The sequence below is a fragment of the Pseudoduganella buxea genome (assembly GCF_009720835.1).
Lineage (GTDB): Bacteria > Pseudomonadota > Gammaproteobacteria > Burkholderiales > Burkholderiaceae_D > Rugamonas > Rugamonas buxea.
On record NZ_WNKZ01000247.1, the window covers coordinates 1 to 523 of the forward strand.

1 protein-coding gene is annotated in these 523 nt (G+C 74.8%); it reads right to left on the reverse strand.

The window, feature by feature from the left end; genetic code table 11:
• On the reverse strand, positions 1-523 hold a 523-nt coding region (locus GM672_RS27840), incomplete at both ends, for a cytochrome c oxidase subunit II (RefSeq protein WP_371867114.1).

Consider the following 523-nt stretch of genomic DNA (forward strand, 5'->3'; position numbering starts at 1 on the left):
CGCTGGCTGGCCCGGCCTGCCCGGCCAGCCAGCGCGCGAACTCCTCGGGCGGCCGGGCCACCACGTCCAGCGCCATGCGGGCATGCTGCTCGCCGCAGTACTCGGCGCACTGGCCGCGGTACACGCCGGCGCGCAGCGCGTGCAGCACGAGCCCGTGCAGGCGGCCCGGCACCATGTCCACCTTGCCGGCCAGCGCCGGCACCCAGAATGCGTGGATCACGTCGCCCGAGCCCAGCGACAGGTAGACCGGCTGGCCGACGGGAATATGCAGCTCGTTGGCCGTGGCGAACTCACGGCCCGTGGCGGGGTCCGTGTAGCGGATGTCCCACCACCACATCTTGCCCGTGACGGCGATGCGCAGCGGGGTCTGCGACGTGACGTGCGCCAGGCGCGCCGTCGTCACGCTGCTCCAGGCCAGCAGCACGGTCAGGCCGACGACGGGAAAGGCCAGGCCGCCGCCGACGATCCACCAGCGGGTGGCGACGGGCCGGCGCCTGCCGCGCAGCGCCGCCAGGGCCAGCCA